Below are 14274 nucleotides of genomic sequence, written 5' to 3' on the forward strand. Positions count from 1 at the left end.
GCCTGCGCACGCCTGGCCCGCAACCGGACGACCGCCGGCCCGGCGGCGCGCGCATCCCGGACGGCCCTTTCCCGAACCCATTGGGGGAACTCATGGACTCCTTGACCGAAGCCGTGCTCAGCGATGCGCCTCGGGAGGAACTCCTGCGCAGGCCAGTGCCGCACACGTACACCGCGGCCCATCTGCGCGCCCAGGACCAGGCCGTCTTCGACGGCGCCTCCGACAGGGACGTCCGCAGGACCCTGCGGGTCGGCCCGGTGGCCATGCCGGAACTGGCCGTCGACGAGGTCCTGATCGCCGTGATGGCCAGCTCCATCAACTACAACACGGTCTGGTCGGCGACCTTCGAACCCATGCCGACCTTCACCTTCCTCAAGCGCCTGGGCCGCCAGGGCGGCCCGGCCGCCCGACACGATCTGCCCTGGCACGTGGTCGGCTCCGACGCCGCCGGAGTCGTCGTACGGGTGGGTGCGGGCGTGCGGCGCTGGCAGGCCGGTGACCACGTCGTCGTCAGCTGCGTCCAGGTGGACGACCAGGAACCCGCCACCCACGCGGACGGCATGCTCGGCGCCGAGCAGCGGATCTGGGGCTTCGAGACCAACTTCGGCGGCCTGGCCCACTACGCCGTCGTCCGGGCCAGCCAGTTGATGCCCAAGCCTGCGCACCTGACCTGGGAGGAGGCCGCCTCGACGATGCTGTGCGCCGCCACCTCGTACCGCATGCTGGTCAGCGACCGCGGCGCGCGCATCAAACAGGGCGACATCGTGCTCATCTGGGGTGCGACCGGCGGGCTCGGCTCCTACGCCGTCCAACTCGTCCGGGGCGGCGGCGGCATCGCCGTCGGTGTCGTGAGCTCCGAGGAGAAGGCGGAGCGGCTGCGCGCCCTCGGGTGCGACCTCGTCATCAACCGAGCCGAGATCGGCCTGGACCGGGACATCTCCGACGACCCGGAGGCGACCGTCGAGGCGGGCAAGCGGCTGGGCCGCATCATCCGCGGCAGGCTCGGCGAGGACCCCCACGTCGTCTTCGACTACATCGGCAAGGCCACCTTCGGCCTGTCCGTGTTCGTCGTCCGACGCGGCGGAACGGTCGTCACCTGCGGCTCCAGCACCGGATACCAGCACCGCTTCGACAACCGCTACCTGTGGATGAACCTCAAGCGGATCGTGGGCAGTCACGCCGCCAACCTCCAGGAGCAGTCGGAGTGCAACCGGCTGTTCCGCCTCGGTCACCTGGTCCCCGCGCTCTCGACCGTCTACCCCCTCACCGAGGTCGCCGATGCAGCCCGTCTCGTCCAGACCAACGGCCACATCGGCAAGGTCGGTGTCCTGTGTCTGGCTCCCCGACCCGGACTGGGCGTCACGGACCGCGCCCTGCGCGACCGGATCGGCGAACACCGGCTCAACCCCCTGCGCGCCGTGCAGACCACCGAGCCCCGAAGTGCCGTCGCGGCCGAACCGGTCCGCTGACACGAGAACCACACCAGAGCCACAGCAGAGGGGACGCGGATGACCGCGATCCACCGCGCGGGCATCGTCGGCTGCGGCACCATGGGCTCGGGCATCGCCCACATTTGCGCCGCCGTCGGCCTCGACCGAGCGCAGACAGCACGACACCGCTCTGCGCCCGCAGGGCGCGCACTGGCCAGTATGAACAGCAGTAAGGAGCTGGGCCGATTTCTGAAGGCCCGTCGGGCCGAGCTCAGCCCCAGTACGGTCGGCCTGTCCGAACTACTTACACCCGCTTCGAGCAGAGGGCACAATGCGTGGCCCCCGGGGTGATCCTGGGCCGGTACCTGGACATCCTGGCGTGGAACCCGATGGCCACCGCATTGTTCGGCACCGATTTCGCCGAGGTCCCCGTGCGGCAGTGAACTGTCGGTGCAGGAGGGGCACCAGTTCCGCCAGTGATGGGGAAGCCGTCACATGGTGCCCCGCACCGGAGGTACCAAGGTGTTCCACCACCCGGTCGCCGGTGAACTCACCCTCGCCTGGGAGGCTCTCACCTACGTGGCCGCCCCCGACCAGCAACTGATCGTCCAGTGCGCCGAACCCGGTTCGCACACCTGTGCGGGGTTGCGCTTCCTCTCCCCCTGGGCGGCAACCTGCGCCATGAATTAGTAAAACCAACAGGCGGCCCGGCATAAAAGCAGGGACAGCGCAGCCAGGGACTAATCCTTCCTACCTTCGCATTCGCATTTCGTGCCATGGTTCCGGAGCACGATTCACGCAATGTTTTCGAGGAGCAAAATCCTATGTCCTCTCTCTCCCGTCCCGCTGTCGCCGTCGCTTTCCATTCCGGCTACGGCCACACCGCCGTGATGGCCGAGGCCGTGGCGCGTGGTGCCGCGCAGGCCGGGGCCGAGGTGATCTCCATTCCTGTGGACACGATCACGGATGAGCAGTGGGTGCAGCTGGACGCCGCCGACGCGCTCATCTTCGGTGCCCCCACCTACATGGGCACCGCCTCCGCCGCCTTCCACACCTTCGCCGAGGCCAGCAGCAAGCGCTGGTACACCCAGACCTGGGCCGACAAGATCGCCGCCGGGTTCACCAACTCCGGTGCGAAGAACGGCGACAAGTCCTCGACCCTGGGCTATTTCTTCACCTTGGCCGCCCAGCACGGCATGCACTGGGTCAGCCTCGGCGTGCAGCCGGGCTGGGCCTCCACCGAAGGCAGTGAGGACGACATCAACCGTCTGGGCTACTTCGTCGGTGCGGGCGCCCAGACCCCGGTCGATGCCGGTCCGGAAGCGGTCCACAAGGCGGACATCGCCACCGCCGAGGGCCTCGGCGCCCGCGTCGCGCAGCAGACCGCGTTCTTCCGCGCCGGCCGCGCCGCCCTCGCCGCCTGAACCCACAACCACCCAGCTCCGCGACGGCCTGTACGTCGTGCGCTGGACCGAGCCGGTGACCACGTCACCCACATCGAGGACTACACCAAGGGGACCAGGTGAGGCTTCCAGGGACAAATCTCTCCCCCTGACAACACCGCTCTCCGATGTCAGGGTGATGGCATGAACCGCGATCCTCACCGCCACGATCTGGGGGAATTCCTCAAGGCGCGCCGCGCCGAGCTCGACCCGGCCGCCGTCGGCCTGCCCGACGGCGGCCCGCGGCGCGTCGTGGGTCTGCGCCGGGAGGAGATCGCCGTACTGGCGGCCATCAGCACCGACTACTACGCCCGCCTCGAGCAGGGCCGTATCCAGCCCTCGCCGTCCGTGCTGGAGTCCCTGGCCCGCGTCCTGCACCTGGACGACGACCAGCGGGCCTACCTGTACGAGCTCGCGGCCAAGGAGGAGTTCCGCCCGCCTCGCAGGAAGCCTCGCCCCAAGGCGCAGCCGCAGCTGCAGCGCATGATCGACGACATGGCGCACACCCCCGCCTTCGTGATCGGACCGCGCACCGAGATCGTCGCCTGGAACGCCATGGGCGCCGCCCTGATCACCGACTTCGCCAAGGTCCCCGAGAAGCAGCGCTACTACATCAGGCTGCTCATCACCGACCCCGCGATGCGTCAGCTGTTCGCGGACTGGGAGGGTGTCACCCGGCAGGCCATCGCCCTGATGCGGATGCACAACACGAACAACCCCGGGGACCCGCACCTCGCTGCCATCGTGGGGGAACTCTCCGCCTGGGACGAGCAGTTCCGCCAGTGGTGGGGCGCGCACAACGTCGCCGTCTGCGACACCGGCACCAAACACCTGCGCCACCCTGTCGTCGGGGACCTGCACCTGGACTGGAACGCCCTCACCTGGGCCGCCGACCCCGACCTGCACATCATCGTCTGGACCGCCGAGTCGGGCACCCCGACCCACGACAGCCTGCGCATGCTGGCCTCATGGGCTGCCGACCCGAGCCGCACGACCAGCGACAGCTCCACCTGACCGTCCCCGGTATTCCCTTCAAGGGGGGAGCCTTTCCTCCTACACGCCTCGCGCCCAGGACGAGGCTCTCCGCTCTTGTGCTTGACGACTCCTGGCAGGCTCATCACGAGGCGCGCTCAACCACTTCGAGCGGCAGGCGCATCTCCATGTCCTCGACCGGGATGGCGTCGTGGACGGCCTGGTCGAGACGGTTGTAGCGCCCTCGAAGCCGATGCCCTTGGAGAACTGCTCGCCGATGGAACGGCCCTTCAGCGGCTGGCGCAGGACCATGGCCTGGATCTCGGCGAACTCCTCGGGTGCTTGGCCCCGGCGACCGCAGTGGAGTTGCCGCCGGGGCACACGTCGGGAGCCGTTGTCTTTCCGGGAGTGACGGGTTCGTTTCCGCTGGTCAGGTGTAGGGGTGGTGTTTCGGCGGGAGGGAGCGATCGCCCTGGCCCGCCTCACCGGCTGGACCAACACCGCCCACGCCACCGACTACTACAAGTCACACCCCGACCATGTACTCGACCTCATCCAACCGGGCAGGTGAGCACGCAGGCGCCTTGTGACACCAAACCGCACTCCACGCATGGCTCCTACTCGACCCCGTAGGTACCGGGCGTCTGCCCGGTCACGCGCTGAAAGGCGGCGATGAAGGCGCTGGGCTTTCGGTATCCCACAGCACGCGCGGTGGCCTTGACGGACGCACCGGTCGCCAGATGGCCTACTGCGGCACGGACACGGACCCGAGTCCTCCACTGCGAGAAGGTCAGCCCTGTCTCGGCGAGGAAGAGCCGTGACAGAGTACGCACCCCGCTGTGCACCTCCGCCGCCCACATCGCCAGTTCTCGCTGATCTCCGGGCGAGTCAATGAGTCGCTCGGTGATCGTACGCAAGCGCGGTTCGGCGGGCATGGGCACCTGGATCGAGTGGGTCGGCAGCGGCCGGAGGACTTCGAAGAGGAGAGCTTCGGCATGCCGGCGGTTCGCCGCGTCCGGCTCGGCCCGCAGGTATCGGATGAGCTCACGAAGCAGCGGCCCGACGGCGACGCCGGTGGGCTGCGCCCAGTCGATGGGGCAGCGCGTGGCCATGAACCGGATGACGCACAGTTCACCGGCATGCCGTGTCGTCCCCGTGTGCTCGACACGGCCGGGAATCCACAGGCCGTGCCCCGGAGGCACCAGCCAGTCGTGCGAGACCGTGCGCAGGGTGACGGAAGTGGTCGACGCCCACAGCAGCATCGGCTCCGAATGGGTATGGGGTGCCACCTGGAGGGGCGGATGCGCATGCTGGTGATCGATGCTCAGGATCGGCGAGGCGGCTCCCTCGCCCAGAGCTGTCACCTGAGCCATGCCGCTCATCTCTCCATCCGCCGATCCGTCCCGTCCTGGCCCAGCCTTCCCGTTCGCCCCGTGCTCCGATCACGGTCCGGCCGTTCCGGGGTATCGCATGGCCACCATGCGCACAAGCCCCATTCTACGGTTAGGCATGCCTAACTTTATGCCCAAGGCGTGGTGCGTACCCACCTCGCGTTGCGGCGTCGACGCATGGGAAGAGGACCTCACCATGAACCGGATCAAGCCCGTCAGCCGTCGGGTGCTGTCGGTCGAAGTCGTGCGCAAGGAGTGGAGGCCCGGAAACTTCCTGCTGGTGACCGTGGGCGGAGAGGACCTCAAGGACTTCCGGCCGATCGGAGTCGACCAGGCATTCAGGCTCCTGTTCCGGCGACCCGGCCAGGGCCGGCTCTGGCTGCCCTCCCGGTCCGACGCCACATGGATGGCGCAGTACATGATGACGGGCAAGGCGGCACGCCCCTACGTCCGTTTCTACACGGTCCGGCACTTCTGGCCTGACCGCAACGAACTGGACATCGAGTTCGTGCTCCACGAAGGGGACAGTCCCGCCTCCATCTGGGCGCGGGGTGCCCGCCCCGGGGAACCGGTCGGCATCATCGACGAGGGAGCCAACTACAGCCCGCCCCATGGCATGGAATGGCAACTGCTCGTAGGGGACGAGACCGCGGTACCGGCCATCCTGTCCATCCTGGACTCCGACGAGGGCGCGTTGCCCAGCGAAGTGTTCCTCGAGGTACCCAGCAGCGCGGACATCCAGAAGTTGAACACGCCACAGAACGTCAGCGTGCACTGGCTTCCGCGCGACGGCCGCCCCGGACTTCCGGGGCGCTACGCGCTCGACACCGTGATGAAGGCCGCCCTGCCGACAGGGCGCTTCGCCACCTTCGTGGCGGGTGAGAACCACCTGCCCACGACACTGCGGCGGCACCTCGTCCATGAGCGCGGCGTCGACAAGTCCGACATCGCTTTCGTCGGTTACTGGCGGCACGGCAGGGCGACTCCGGGATGACGACCGGGGTGCATTCGATCGAGGCCGCCCGCGTGGACCGCCCTTTTCACCCCACAACAGGCCGTCTTCATCGCCTTGGAATCCGAAAAGCGCCGACGCTGGACCGTCAGGCAGACACGCTCACCGCCGGCCCCAGCCACACCGTCGACGACGCCGTGAACGACGCCCTCCGGGCCGCGATCACCCGCCTGGTACACAACCGCGACGTCGAGCTGGACGCCTACACAGGCCCGATCTACTTCATGATGCACGGCGTCCGGAACGAAGAGCGGGCCCGCGAACTCGCCGCCCACTCCAGCACTTCGCCGCACACCCCGCAGAGCGCATAGTGTCATCGCCATGGCTTCCGAAGACTCCCTGCGCTCCGTCACCGTCGAGCGAACCAGCACCGGTCACTTCGTCGCGACGAACGCCCGTGGCGGCACGATCAGTTTCGGGACCGGTTCCGAACCCGAGGGGGAGGACGAATTCTCCCCGGTCGAGTTGCTGCTCGCCGCGCTCGGTGGCTGCACGGCGGTCGACGTCGACATCGCCACCAGCCGCCACGCGGAGCCGACCAGGTTCTCCGTCGCGGTGACCGGCAACAAGATCAATGACGAGCTCGGCAACCGGATGACCGATCTGCAGGTCACCTTCTCCGTCGCCTTCCCGGACGGCGAGGGCGCGGACCGGGCCCGTGCGATTCTTCCCCGCGCCGTCAAGACCTCCCACGACCGGCTCTGCACGGTCAGCCGCACGGTCGAGACCGGCACACCCGTCACGGCGACGGTCGAGGAGGCCTGACCACACCTTACGTGTCTACGACGACGTGACCGGCACGGCTCATACGCCGGTCAACGCGGACGGTGGCCCTGCGCAGATTCTTGGGGTGCTTGCCGAACAAGCCGTAACCGTAGACGTTCACGACGGCGCCCATGTACGGGTCGGAGTCCGCCGGCTTGATGTGCTGGACGAAGCAGCGCTCCTCGCGGAGGAGGTCGTGCAGTTGCGCGTACCGGTTGATGGCGGCCGCGACCATCGGCGGGCCGAGCATCAGCACCGCGTCGTAGGCGGCGTTGGGGGCAGGCGGTTCACGGGCGTTCCCGAGGCGGGCGGTGGCTCCGGGGATCCGGGCGGCCTGCTCGACATGCAACGGTACAGGGTCGATCAGTTCGACCTGGTACCCGTCCTGCGCGAGCCACTCCGCGTGCACCCCGCTGCCGCTGCCGACGTCCAGCACGTGCGCGGGCAGCAGTCGCCGCATCACGTCCTGCGTACGCCAGAACTCCAGCCGCCCGGCCGGGGCTCCGCCCTCCCCGAGCCGGACGTCCTCCTTGCCCTGCGCGTAGTAGCCGAGGATCTCCTCGCGCATGGCGGTGTGTTGCCCGTTCATGTAGCGCGAATCCGCCGAATCGTGAGCCGGCTTGATGCGTGACTGCGCCCGTCGCCGCATGCGCGCCCCGGCCCCGATGCTCGGGGACGGCGCCCTTGGCTTCCGGGCAGGCACTGGCCGAGGTGTTCCCCGCCATCCGAGCTGAGGTGCTGCAGCGACCCGCCGCGACCGACGACCGGCCGGTCGTCTTCTGGTGGCTGGGCTTGCAAGTGCCGTGTGGTAAGGGCGGCAGGCAACGGCAACGAGACCGTGCCCACCGCCCTCGTGGCCGGCCGACCACACGTCAACTCCGATCCTGCACTGCATGTCTACGCGAACAGCTCACGTGACCGCACCGGCCCTCTTCAGTCCGGGTCGGAATCCGCTGCGTCATCGACCGTCCGGGCCCGGCTCGGGGCTTCGGGGTGCCGGGTCTGTCGCAACCTGTACAACTCGTCGAGGTCGTACTCCGCGCGCTGTGCGCTGCCAAGACGGGTGATCTTTCCTCGACTGGCCCACTTCCGGATGGTCGCCGACGAGACCCCCATGGCCAGGGCCGCCAGTTCGGTCGGTACGGTGCGCTTGCCTCCTCCGGTGGTCACGGCCGGATCCCGGCAGACTGCCGCGGACCGGCGAGCAGCAGCCAGTCGTGTGGCGCGAAGGCATGCCCCTGGTCGCACACAACGCTTGAACCGGGCCGTCCTGGGGCGCTTTCGGTTGGATGCAGTGCCGCATACAACTTTCCGGAGCAGCCGGGCTCCGGGCAGCCGCCCAGCTCCCGGAGTGTCGGCCTGGTCTCTTCGCGCAGTGAGTGGCAGGAGCGCATCAGCGCGGTGACCTCCCGGTCGAAGTCCGGTCCCGCCGGATGCCCCGTCAGCCAGGAGAGGTGGCGGCAGAGGAATTCGGCCAGGCCCGGAACGCTGCAGTTCCGGGGCGCGGCCACTCCGCGCTCCTCTATGACCAGCCGGGCCCACGAGGTGAGCAGCTCGGTGATCCGCGACCGCAGGGCGAGCACGGACTCGTCGAGGGTGATGCCCGTCGGTCTGCTGCCGCTGACGCGTTCCCGCAGCCCATGCGCGGACGACGTCAGTTCGTACTCGCTCTCGTGGTGGAAATTCACGGCTTTGCACAGAGCGACGCGCAGGCGCTCTGTTTGGAGGCAGCCCGGTTCATGGACGCTTTCGGGAGATGCGCCGAGGGATATGTGGAGAGGTGGAGGTAATTTCCTGGATGAGGGCACGACCGTTCTCCCTCCGGCCCCGGAGACATGTTCATGAATTACAAAAAAGAATCGCGCTGCGGCCGGCAGGAAGATGGCTGTCGCACGGTGAAGAGATATTTGACCCTGATTTAACAGACGTTTAATGGGGTGGGTGAGGGGTCCACCTTGAAGTGCTCCTTAGGGGCAGAGCATGGAAGCGGTTACCGGGGTCAATTTTGATGAAGCCTCAAGGAGTTCGTCAAGCCTGGCAGAGAGGGGAAATATCGCGAAGCAGTCATATATTGTCGTTTTGCGTTGCAGTTGCCGCTTGCCCCTGGCACTTGCCAGGCGGCTCCCGTCACCCGGAGTGGCGGGATGGGCGCGTGTTGACAGTGAGTGAGTGGGGTGTCACGCTTCTTCGGGCAGTCGAAGTGTGCCCTTTTCCGGCCGCGGCCCCGCGACACGTCCTCTTCGACGTCGTCTCAGCGCACCGCGAAGGACTCGCCCTTCCCGCCGGTGTCCGCCATGGAAGCCCTTGCTCTCGCGCCGCCGGGTGCCTCGTTCGCCCTTGGTGATCCGTTGTGACCGCCATCATCCGTAGTCGTGCTCCGCCGCCCCCGGGCGGAGCACCGGTCGGTGGCGCCGCCGGCCAGAGGATCCGGCCGTACCACTGCCGCCCGAAGCTGTCCCGAAAGGTCCTATGGGCGTGGGCGCGTGTCCCGCATCTGGCGAGACCGATGCCTGCCCCCGAGGGAGAGTGACCCCCTTGCACATACGTCTTGTGACGGCCGACGCCAGGATTGCGGCCCTCGAAGCCCCCTTGACCCGGAACGGGTTCACCGTCGAGGTCGTCCGCGCCGGCGCGGACGCCCTGCGTGATCTCGCCCAGGTCGACCTCGTCCTGCTCGATCTGGACATAACGGATCGTGACGGCCTGCACGTCTGCCGGGGCATCAGGGACCTGAGTGATCTGCCCGTCGTGTGTGTCACCGTCCGCACCGAGGAACTCGACCGGGTCCTGGCCCTACAGGCAGGCGCGGACGACTGCCTGGTCAGACCCTTTGGTCTGCATGAACTGACGGCACGCATCGAGGCCGTCACCCGTCGGCTCCATGGCTCGCTGACCGGACAGCCGCCGAAGACCGTCGAAAGCGGTCCGCTGCGGATCGATCTGGAGTCGCGGGAAGTGCGCCTCCATGACCGGGTTGTGCCGCTCACCCGGAAGGAATTCGACCTGCTCGCACTTCTCGCCTGCCGTCCTCACGAGGTGATACCGCGTCGGCAGATCCTCCAGGAAGTGTGGCGCGACATTCAGCCAAGTACGGGCAGGACCCTCGACAGTCATGTGAGCAGCATTCGCCGCAAACTCGGTTCACGTGACTGGATCGTGGCAGTACGTGGCGCCGGATTCGTGTTTGGGAGAGGGCGCAAGGAGTGATCTTCGTCGCATCCTCCGTTGTTAACAGTGCACATCGTTTGACTCACTGGCGATGGTGAAAAGAGTCGAACGTTGTCACTCTCTCTCGGAGGTTAGCCTTGGACATTCTTCTGTTAGAAAGCGACAAGAAGCTTGCCGCCTGCCTGGCCCGCGGGCTCAGGAGGTGCGGTCACCGGGCGGTGAGTCTTTCCGCCGTCGAGGATGCCCTGCGCGTGTTGACCGAATTCGATCTCGTCCTGCTCGACCTCGATCTTGCCGACATGGACGGAGTGGAGGCCTGTCGGCGCATCAGAGCCGTCTCGGACATCCCGGTGATCGGGACCTCGCGGCACCACTCCGAGGTCACCCGGACTCTCGTACTGCGGGCGGGGGCCGACGACTGCCTGGACAAGCCGTACGGTTTCCGGGAACTGACGGCCAGGATGGACGCGGTCATGCGGCGGGTGAGGCTGCAGGCCCACAACACCGGAGAGTTGTCGTTCGGTCCGCTGCGCATCGAACTCGACACGCGTGAGGTCGTGCTGGGCGGCCGGTCCGTCCGCTTGACCGACAAGGAGTTCGACCTCCTCCAGCTGCTCGCCTCGCGCCCAGGCGCGGTGGTGTCCCGCCAGGAACTCATGAAGAAGGTCTGGGGGGACAGATGGAACAGCACCGGACGCACCATCGACACCCATGTCAGCAGTCTGCGCGGCAAGTTGGGCGGCAGTCGCTGGATCACCACCGTGCACGGCGTCGGCTTCCGCTTCGCCGCCGACGCCTGACCGGCGCGGTGCACGGCTAAGCCCCGCCCGGGGACTGTTCCCGACCGGACAGGCACTCCTCCAGGAAGGCGAGCGCTCGCAGGTGGTACGCCCGTGCCGCCCACCCCAGGCTGATGTTGTGGCCGGCGTGGGGCAGGCGGTCGACGACCACCCGGGGTGCGGAGAGAAGCCCCGTCATCTCGTCGAGCGTGGCCTCGTCGTGGAGCCACCACCGTTCGTACTCGGCATAGGTGAAGCGCACGGGTACCCGTACCCGGCCCGCGATGCCGGGAAAGAGTTCGGGCCAGAGTGAGGCTTCTGCCTCCTCTCTCTCCGGCATGGTGGTGACGAGCCCTTCCGCCAGGCGGAATGTGTTCGGCGGGTAGAGCCGCAGCGGTCCCCAGTGCAGCCGTGTCGTGCGACGGCCGTGGAAGCCGCCGAGACCGTTGACGTCGATCGCGTACCGGTGGCTGACCCCCGACACATCGAGGCCCAGGACAGGACCGTCCGCCTCGCCCCCGTGGGCCGCGACAGCGAGGGCGGCCTTGCCGCCGTAGGAGTGACCGACCAGGAACAGCCCCGCCCCAGTGTCTTGGCGCGCGGTGAAGTCCCCGAGGGCGGTGCTGAGCGTTCCGGCCTGCTCGGCCAGGCTCTCCCCCCGGGGGACCGCGGTGGCCGAGAGCCCGTAACCAGGACGGTCGACGGCCAGCACCGCAAACCCCAGGGACGCCCCGAGCCTGAGCAGGGACAGGCTCGGATGGGCCATGCCATGGAAGTACGCGGCGCGCATCCCGCCCCCGTGGAGGGCGACGACGACCGCCCGGGGCGGCGCGTCGCGCGGCAGCGCCAGCAGGGCCGACAGCGGGCAGTGGCCGCCGTCGAGGACGATCTCCCGTACGTTCTCGACGGCCGGGGCAGGCAGGGAGTTGGCGCATTCGACAGGCATCGGTACTCCTACGGGTGTCGCGTCCCGGTCGGATCGGTCCGGGAGGGCCGGTGCGCGCCGGCTGCGGGGGAGGGGACCGCCTCGTCGGCGTCGGGGACCGGGAGGGGCAGGACCAGCACGGCCAGCAGGACGACGGCCGCGAGGCCCGCCGCCGCGAGCAGTCCGTGGGCGAGCGAGGTGGCCGCGACCAAAGGGCCGAAGAACACCGGGGACAGGAACTGCCCGGAGAACGCGGCCGTGCCCGACAAGGCCGTTGCCTGCCCCTTCAGATGAGGCGGAGCTGTGCGGTTGATCAGCACGGTCATGGCCGGTACGGACATGCCCATGCCCAGGCCGAACAGCGCGGGCGCGGCCAGCAGCGCTGCCGGACGGGTGGCCGTCCCGGCGACCAGGAGCCCCAGCGTCCAGCAGGCCCCGGCGACGCGCAGGAACGCGGCGTACCCCAGATACGCCCTGGCCTTGGCGTACGCCAACCCCGCCGCACTCGCGGCCAGCGAACTGGCCGCGGTGTAAGGGGCGATGAGCGCCGGCTCGTCGATGCCGGCCTGGGCCAGTCGCTGCGGCAGGAACACGGAGAGCACATACAACAGGAGCGAGCTGGTGAACGAGATCGCGTACAGGCCCAGCAGCCGGGGCCGCAGGCGCAACAGGGTGAACGCGGTTCCGCCGCCCGCCGTCCGGGAGCCTGTGTCGGCGGGCAGCAGGAGCAGTACGCCGAGGGCGAGCGGGAGGCCGATCAGATGGACGGCGAAGGGACCGTGCCAGGAGATCGTGCCGAGCGCCCCGCCCAGCAGAGGCCACAGGATGCCCCCGAGGCTGATGGCCGTGGAGCGCCGGCCCATCGCGCGGTCCCGCTCGGGCCCCTGATAGAGGGTCAGCAGAGCGAGCGTGGTGCCGGAGAAGACCGCCGCCGCGCCGACCCCGAAGGCCAGCCGCGCGGCGAAGAGCACGCCGTAGGAGTCGATGAACAGACCCGAGCCGCCGGCCACGCCGTACAGCAGCAGTCCGGCGACCAGGGGACGGCGGATGCCGTAACGGTCCAGCAGCCACCCGGCCAGCGGGCTGGCCACGGCGAGCGCCAGGCCGTGCGCCGTGAGCAGGAGCCCGGCCGCCGTGCCGCCCAACCGGAGTTCGCGGCGGATGAGGGGCAGCACGGGACTGAGGACCGTACCGGCCATGACGGTGAGGGTGGAGCCGGCCAGGAGTACGAAGAGAACGGAGCGCCCTCGGGGCATCAGTCGATGCCCCGGACGATATGTGGTTCCGCCCCGTCGGTCTCGTCCTCCCCGGCCGGCTGGACGGGAACCGCCCGCGGCACGGGAGCCGTCAGCGCGACGGGTTCGGAGTCCTCGGCGGACGGGACCGCGGCCTCGGAGGGGCGGCGCACGGGCTGATGCGTCGTCTGGTCGATGGTCATGGCAGATCTCCTTCGCAGGGCGTACGACGGTCGACGGGGGCGTACGGCGGCGGGTGTGCCCGGCGGCCCCGGGCACACCCCACGGGGATCCGGCGAGCCGCGGTCAGCTTCCGTACGGAGTCCTCGACCGGGCCTCGGACAACGCCTTGCCCCACCAGGTGAGCTGATCCAGCAGAGTCTTGGCGGCGAGGGTCGCCGCCTCCGGCTCCTTGAGGGCGCCGGTCTCGTCGAACTGCCCCCAGCAATTGTGGAAGCTCACCGAGTCACGGACCGTCACCGCGTGCAATTCGGCGAAGACCTGACGCAGTTGCTCCACCGAACGCAGACCACCGGACAACCCGCCATAGGAGACGAAGCCGACAGGCTTGGCCTGCCACTGCGTGTTGTGCCAGTCGATCAGGGTCTTGAGCGAGGCGGGGAAGCTGTGGTTGTACTCGGGAGTCACCACGATGAACGCCTCGGCCTCAGCCAGCCGTGGTGAGACCTTCACCAGTTCGGCGGCCACCTCCTCACCGGGGCCGGAGGACAGCGAGTGCGGCAGCGGGTGCTCGGCGAGGTCCATCAGATCGACCTGCATATCCTCGCGTTCCTTGGCCAGCGAGGTGATCCAGTTGGCGACGGTGGGACCGAACCGGCCCTCCCGGACACTGCTGCTGATCACGACGATCCGCAATGGGGTGGCGGACATGGATGAGTCTCCTTACGAGTGAGGGCGTACGTCGACGAACGTAGAAGTTGAACCGAACTTCAAGTCAATTGCTCACTGCGGGGGGTTGCCGTGCTTGCGGGAGGGCAGGTCGGCGTGCTTGCCGCGAAGCATGGCCAGCGCTGCGGCCAGCACTTCGCGGGTGTCGCGAGGGTCGATGACGTCGTCGACCAGGCCGCGCTCGGCCGCGTAGTAGGGGTGCATCAGCTCGGACTTGTACTCCTTGACCATGCGGGCCCGCATGGC

General features: G+C 68.5%; 20 protein-coding genes and 2 pseudogenes. 13 read left to right on the forward strand and 9 right to left on the reverse strand.

Going from position 1 to position 14274, the window contains the following annotated elements; all coding sequences use genetic code 11:
• The first annotated feature begins 92 nt into the window (after positions 1-92).
• From ccrA to ACWDAG_RS40245, 7 genes and pseudogenes are all read left to right on the forward strand, one after another.
• Complete coding sequence (ccrA, locus tag ACWDAG_RS40215; protein ID WP_450700513.1) at positions 93-1469, forward strand: crotonyl-CoA carboxylase/reductase; 1377 nt, start codon at positions 93-95, stop codon at positions 1467-1469.
• Between the two features lie 39 nt (positions 1470-1508).
• On the forward strand, positions 1509-1781 hold the full coding sequence (locus ACWDAG_RS40220; protein ID WP_450700514.1) for a 3-hydroxyacyl-CoA dehydrogenase NAD-binding domain-containing protein: 273 nt from the start codon (positions 1509-1511) through the stop codon (positions 1779-1781).
• A complete protein-coding gene (locus ACWDAG_RS40225; RefSeq protein WP_450700515.1) occupies positions 1766-1873 on the forward strand; it encodes an MmyB family transcriptional regulator in 108 nt (35 codons plus the stop codon). The genes ACWDAG_RS40220 and ACWDAG_RS40225 overlap by 16 nt, the downstream gene beginning before the upstream one ends.
• A 49-nt stretch (positions 1874-1922) precedes the next feature.
• Positions 1923-2120: pseudogene (locus ACWDAG_RS40230) on the forward strand (MmyB family transcriptional regulator); the annotation flags it as partial.
• A gap of 134 nt (positions 2121-2254) precedes the next feature.
• Positions 2255-2854: a flavodoxin family protein gene (locus ACWDAG_RS40235; protein WP_450700516.1), complete on the forward strand. Its 600-nt coding sequence runs from the start codon at positions 2255-2257 to the stop codon at positions 2852-2854.
• Between the two features lie 162 nt (positions 2855-3016).
• A complete protein-coding gene (locus ACWDAG_RS40240; protein ID WP_450700517.1) occupies positions 3017-3886 on the forward strand; it encodes a helix-turn-helix transcriptional regulator in 870 nt (289 codons plus the stop codon).
• Between the two features lie 400 nt (positions 3887-4286).
• A complete protein-coding gene (locus ACWDAG_RS40245) occupies positions 4287-4415 on the forward strand; it encodes a hypothetical protein (protein ID WP_450700518.1) in 129 nt (42 codons plus the stop codon).
• A 46-nt stretch (positions 4416-4461) separates the two neighbouring features.
• Here ACWDAG_RS40245 and ACWDAG_RS40250 read toward each other — a convergent pair whose 3' ends face one another.
• Positions 4462-5217, reverse strand: a complete 756-nt coding sequence (locus tag ACWDAG_RS40250; RefSeq protein ID WP_450700519.1) for an AraC family transcriptional regulator — start codon at positions 5215-5217, stop codon at positions 4462-4464.
• Positions 5218-5431: 214 nt separating this feature from the next.
• Here ACWDAG_RS40250 and ACWDAG_RS40255 point away from each other — a divergent pair, with 214 nt between their 5' ends.
• From ACWDAG_RS40255 to ACWDAG_RS40265, 3 genes are all read left to right on the forward strand, one after another.
• Complete coding sequence (locus ACWDAG_RS40255; RefSeq protein WP_450700520.1) at positions 5432-6229, forward strand: siderophore-interacting protein; 798 nt, start codon at positions 5432-5434, stop codon at positions 6227-6229.
• Positions 6230-6384: 155 nt separating this feature from the next.
• Positions 6385-6558, forward strand: coding sequence for a hypothetical protein (locus ACWDAG_RS40260; RefSeq protein WP_450700521.1), 174 nt, complete (start codon positions 6385-6387; stop codon positions 6556-6558).
• Positions 6559-6568: 10 nt separating this feature from the next.
• Positions 6569-7012, forward strand: a complete 444-nt coding sequence (locus ACWDAG_RS40265; protein WP_450700522.1) for an OsmC family protein — start codon at positions 6569-6571, stop codon at positions 7010-7012.
• A 7-nt stretch (positions 7013-7019) separates the two neighbouring features.
• Here ACWDAG_RS40265 and ACWDAG_RS40270 read toward each other — a convergent pair whose 3' ends face one another.
• On the reverse strand, positions 7020-7601 hold the full coding sequence (locus tag ACWDAG_RS40270) for a class I SAM-dependent methyltransferase (protein ID WP_450700523.1): 582 nt from the start codon (positions 7599-7601) through the stop codon (positions 7020-7022).
• A gap of 4 nt (positions 7602-7605) precedes the next feature.
• On the opposite strand from ACWDAG_RS40270, the pseudogene ACWDAG_RS40275 reads away from it, so the two are divergent.
• Positions 7606-7741, forward strand: a pseudogene (locus ACWDAG_RS40275) (IS256 family transposase); the annotation flags it as partial.
• Between the two features lie 204 nt (positions 7742-7945).
• Here ACWDAG_RS40275 and ACWDAG_RS40280 read toward each other — a convergent pair.
• The gene (locus ACWDAG_RS40280; protein WP_450700524.1) at positions 7946-8182 is read right to left on the reverse strand and encodes a hypothetical protein; all 237 of its coding nucleotides are present in this window, start codon (positions 8180-8182) and stop codon (positions 7946-7948) included.
• Positions 8179-8700 carry a hypothetical protein gene (locus ACWDAG_RS40285; RefSeq protein ID WP_450700525.1) on the reverse strand — a complete coding sequence of 174 codons (522 nt, stop codon included), beginning with the start codon at positions 8698-8700 and terminating at the stop codon, positions 8179-8181. Before ACWDAG_RS40285 ends, ACWDAG_RS40280 begins: the two co-directional genes overlap by 4 nt.
• An 862-nt stretch (positions 8701-9562) precedes the next feature.
• Here ACWDAG_RS40285 and ACWDAG_RS40290 point away from each other — a divergent pair.
• Both ACWDAG_RS40290 and ACWDAG_RS40295 read left to right on the forward strand, forming a co-directional pair.
• A complete protein-coding gene (locus tag ACWDAG_RS40290) occupies positions 9563-10219 on the forward strand; it encodes a response regulator transcription factor (protein WP_450700526.1) in 657 nt (218 codons plus the stop codon).
• A 98-nt stretch (positions 10220-10317) separates the two neighbouring features.
• The gene (locus ACWDAG_RS40295) at positions 10318-10980 is read left to right on the forward strand and encodes a response regulator transcription factor (RefSeq protein WP_450700527.1); all 663 of its coding nucleotides are present in this window, start codon (positions 10318-10320) and stop codon (positions 10978-10980) included.
• Between the two features lie 16 nt (positions 10981-10996).
• On the opposite strand, the gene ACWDAG_RS40300 is transcribed toward ACWDAG_RS40295, so the two are convergent.
• The 5 genes from ACWDAG_RS40300 to ACWDAG_RS40320 form a co-directional block, all read right to left on the reverse strand.
• Positions 10997-11905 carry an alpha/beta hydrolase gene (locus ACWDAG_RS40300; RefSeq protein WP_450700528.1) on the reverse strand — a complete coding sequence of 303 codons (909 nt, stop codon included), beginning with the start codon at positions 11903-11905 and terminating at the stop codon, positions 10997-10999.
• A gap of 8 nt (positions 11906-11913) precedes the next feature.
• Positions 11914-13140, reverse strand: coding sequence for an MFS transporter (locus ACWDAG_RS40305; RefSeq protein ID WP_450700529.1), 1227 nt, complete (start codon positions 13138-13140; stop codon positions 11914-11916).
• Complete coding sequence (locus ACWDAG_RS40310) at positions 13140-13322, reverse strand: hypothetical protein (RefSeq protein ID WP_450700530.1); 183 nt, start codon at positions 13320-13322, stop codon at positions 13140-13142. Before ACWDAG_RS40310 ends, ACWDAG_RS40305 begins: the two co-directional genes overlap by 1 nt.
• Positions 13323-13425: 103 nt before the next feature.
• Positions 13426-14010, reverse strand: coding sequence for an NADPH-dependent FMN reductase (locus tag ACWDAG_RS40315; protein WP_450700531.1), 585 nt, complete (start codon positions 14008-14010; stop codon positions 13426-13428).
• Between the two features lie 72 nt (positions 14011-14082).
• Positions 14083-14274 (reverse strand): carboxyl transferase domain-containing protein (locus tag ACWDAG_RS40320; protein WP_450700532.1); only part of this gene is annotated, 192 nt, incomplete at its 5' end.

The sequence above is a fragment of the Streptomyces sp. NPDC001157 genome, from assembly GCF_053598255.1.

Bases quoted from the DNA above. Each gene is read 5' to 3' on its own strand.
- ACWDAG_RS40235 (WP_450700516.1), top strand. From the start codon at position 2,255: ATGTCCTCTCTCTCCCGTCCCGCTGTCGCCGTCGCTTTCCATTCCGGC.
- ACWDAG_RS40270 (WP_450700523.1), bottom strand. From the start codon at position 7,601: ATGAACGGGCAACACACCGCCATGCGCGAGGAGATCCTCGGCTACTAC.
- ACWDAG_RS40305 (WP_450700529.1), bottom strand. From the start codon at position 13,140: ATGCCCCGAGGGCGCTCCGTTCTCTTCGTACTCCTGGCCGGCTCCACC.
- ACWDAG_RS40220 (WP_450700514.1), top strand. From the start codon at position 1,509: ATGACCGCGATCCACCGCGCGGGCATCGTCGGCTGCGGCACCATGGGC.
- ccrA (WP_450700513.1), top strand. From the start codon at position 93: ATGGACTCCTTGACCGAAGCCGTGCTCAGCGATGCGCCTCGGGAGGAA.
- ACWDAG_RS40250 (WP_450700519.1), bottom strand. From the start codon at position 5,217: ATGGCTCAGGTGACAGCTCTGGGCGAGGGAGCCGCCTCGCCGATCCTG.
- ACWDAG_RS40240 (WP_450700517.1), top strand. From the start codon at position 3,017: ATGAACCGCGATCCTCACCGCCACGATCTGGGGGAATTCCTCAAGGCG.
- ACWDAG_RS40255 (WP_450700520.1), top strand. From the start codon at position 5,432: ATGAACCGGATCAAGCCCGTCAGCCGTCGGGTGCTGTCGGTCGAAGTC.
- ACWDAG_RS40315 (WP_450700531.1), bottom strand. From the start codon at position 14,010: ATGTCCGCCACCCCATTGCGGATCGTCGTGATCAGCAGCAGTGTCCGG.
- ACWDAG_RS40310 (WP_450700530.1), bottom strand. From the start codon at position 13,322: ATGACCATCGACCAGACGACGCATCAGCCCGTGCGCCGCCCCTCCGAG.
- ACWDAG_RS40300 (WP_450700528.1), bottom strand. From the start codon at position 11,905: ATGCCTGTCGAATGCGCCAACTCCCTGCCTGCCCCGGCCGTCGAGAAC.
- ACWDAG_RS40265 (WP_450700522.1), top strand. From the start codon at position 6,569: ATGGCTTCCGAAGACTCCCTGCGCTCCGTCACCGTCGAGCGAACCAGC.